2 protein-coding genes and 1 rRNA gene are annotated in these 2,039 nt (G+C 59.2%); 1 reads left to right on the forward strand and 2 read right to left on the reverse strand.

The window, feature by feature from the left end; all coding sequences use genetic code 11:
* Positions 1-384 precede the first annotated feature (384 nt).
* Positions 385-1,341 (reverse strand): RNA polymerase subunit sigma-70, encoded by a 957-nt coding sequence (locus tag AB4Z15_RS24895; RefSeq protein WP_442019398.1) that lies wholly within the window; start codon positions 1,339-1,341, stop codon positions 385-387.
* Positions 1,342-1,433: 92 nt separating this feature from the next.
* Here AB4Z15_RS24895 and AB4Z15_RS24900 point away from each other — a divergent pair, with 92 nt between their 5' ends.
* On the forward strand, positions 1,434-1,811 hold the full coding sequence (locus tag AB4Z15_RS24900; RefSeq protein WP_442007077.1) for a nuclear transport factor 2 family protein: 378 nt from the start codon (positions 1,434-1,436) through the stop codon (positions 1,809-1,811).
* 132 nt (positions 1,812-1,943) lie between these two features.
* Here AB4Z15_RS24900 and rrf read toward each other — a convergent pair.
* Positions 1,944-2,039, reverse strand: a 5S ribosomal RNA gene (gene rrf / locus AB4Z15_RS24905); the annotation flags it as partial.

Below are 2,039 nucleotides of genomic sequence, written 5' to 3' on the forward strand. Positions count from 1 at the left end.
AAAACCAAACCACCACACACGGGGGTGCGCAACGGCCTGGCCATAATTTCAACCAATCAATAAAACAATCGGCATCAACAAACTTGGCACACTATTGAGTTCTCAAACAACAGACCCCCCAAAACATCACCCCGGACAGCGCACCACAAAAACAGCGCACCCAACAAGGCCATTGGAAAAGAAGAGTTATTTTTGGCCGCCTACCGAACCGTACACACCTTCCGGCTTTCCGTTTCGCACCCGGCGACTCAGAAAACAATACACGCCCCACACCCCCAAAGCAAATCCACCCCAACAACCACCCAACACAACCCCAACACCCGCGTCAGCCCGCCGTCGGGCATTCGTCCGGACGCGCGTCACTGAGCCAGTTTGCGCTCCACTTCACTCAAGAAAGTCCGGCATCCCGAAGTGTCGGTGCAGACCATCATCGAGGAAGCGCATGATCGATGCGATCTTGTCTCCAACCTGAGTTGGCTCAATCACCAGGAGTCCCCTGGCCCGGCCTTGCAGATAACAGACGAACGCCGGCCTGCCACCGGCAATGACAGCGGTCAGCGCATAGTTGCCGCCAGGGCGCCCGGCTGCGCTGGCATGGAGGAAGCTCCCGACGGCGTGCCGGCCCACGTAAAGTTCTCTGGCCGGAGGCATGGCGAGCCAACATTGATCGGTGAGGAGCTCAAGGACGGCATCGACGTCGTCTCGCGAGAAGGCATCTGCAAACTTACGGGCTAGACCGTGGTGTTCTGCTCCGGTCGCAATTGGCCTTGGAGAGGGTCTGGCGGAGCGGGCGCGTTGAAGAAGACCCTTTGCCGCCGTCGGGCCTATCGCGAGCATCTCGGCAGCCTCGCTAGCGGTGAAATCCAACACATCGCAGAGGATCAACACTGCAGCCTGGCGCGGCGGCATCCGTTGAAGCGCAACAACAAATGCGAGCTCGACACTTTCACGGGCCACCGCCTGCACAGCAGGATCAAGCTCGTCGACCAATACATCGGGGTAAGGCTGCACATGCGGCAGGTCGAATCGGTCGTTTGCAGCTGGAGGCACGAAGGGAGGTATGGGCGCGGTACGAGGTCGGCGCTGCTGGTCCCTCAGAGTATTGAGCGAACGAGTAGTAGCAATCCTGTAGAGCCAAGTCCGCAAGGATGATCGGCCGGCGAAACCAGGCAACCCCTTCCACGCCGCAAGCAAAACCTCCTGCAGTACATCATCTGCATCGTCAACAGAACCTGTGATCCTGTAGCAATGCAGATGAAGCTCCCGGCGAAAGGGCGCCACGAGCGAGGCGAAAGCCTCTTCATCGCCGGCCCGGGCGGCCTCCAACTCGGCTGATGTCACCGTTCAATCTTGGCACGGACCCACTAGAGCGTTCCGATCTGCTGGGAAGTGGTGTCTAACAGGAGTATTCCGTCTACGAAAGGAGTCAGAGCATGTCTGAAAAACAGGCCAGAGCCGTTGAGATCGCAGTCGCGTACCACCGGGCCTGGACAACCGGCGACCTGGACTCAGCGATCAAGCACCTAGCCGAGGATGTCACCTGCCATGCACCGTCCGGCACCATGAGAGGTAGTGCCGCTGTCCGGGCATTCATGGAGCCCTTCGCTGCTACGCTCACCAAATCAGCCCTTCTTGCGGCTTATGGGTCCGACGACGAAGCAATACTGATGTACGACACAGCCAATCGGGCAGTTCCTAGCGCCCCGGGAGCGGAGCTGTATCGCATTCACAATGATCAGATCGCCGAGATCCAGATCATCTTCGATCGTCTGCCTTTCGCCCTGGCGCGTGGCGACGTCGTTGAGGTGTGATGGCGATGCTTCCCTGGACGCTGTCCGAACAAATTGAGCGGCGGTGTACATCTTCGGCAGTCAGCTGCGCCTTATGGGCTTAAATGGGGGAAGCCCCGACCGTCGTGGTCGGGGCTTTCCCTGTTAATGATTGTCCGGCGGTGTCCTACTCTCCCACACCCTCCCGGGTGCAGTACCATCGGCGCTGTGGGTCTTAGCTTCCGGGTTCGGAATGGGACCGGGCGTTTC

The organism is Paenarthrobacter sp. 2TAF44 (genome assembly GCF_052114885.1).
Classification (GTDB): domain Bacteria; phylum Actinomycetota; class Actinomycetes; order Actinomycetales; family Micrococcaceae; genus Arthrobacter.

Excerpts from the sequence above, each read along its gene's own strand:
- AB4Z15_RS24900 (WP_442007077.1), top strand. The coding sequence starts at position 1,434 with ATGTCTGAAAAACAGGCCAGAGCCGTTGAGATCGCAGTCGCGTACCAC.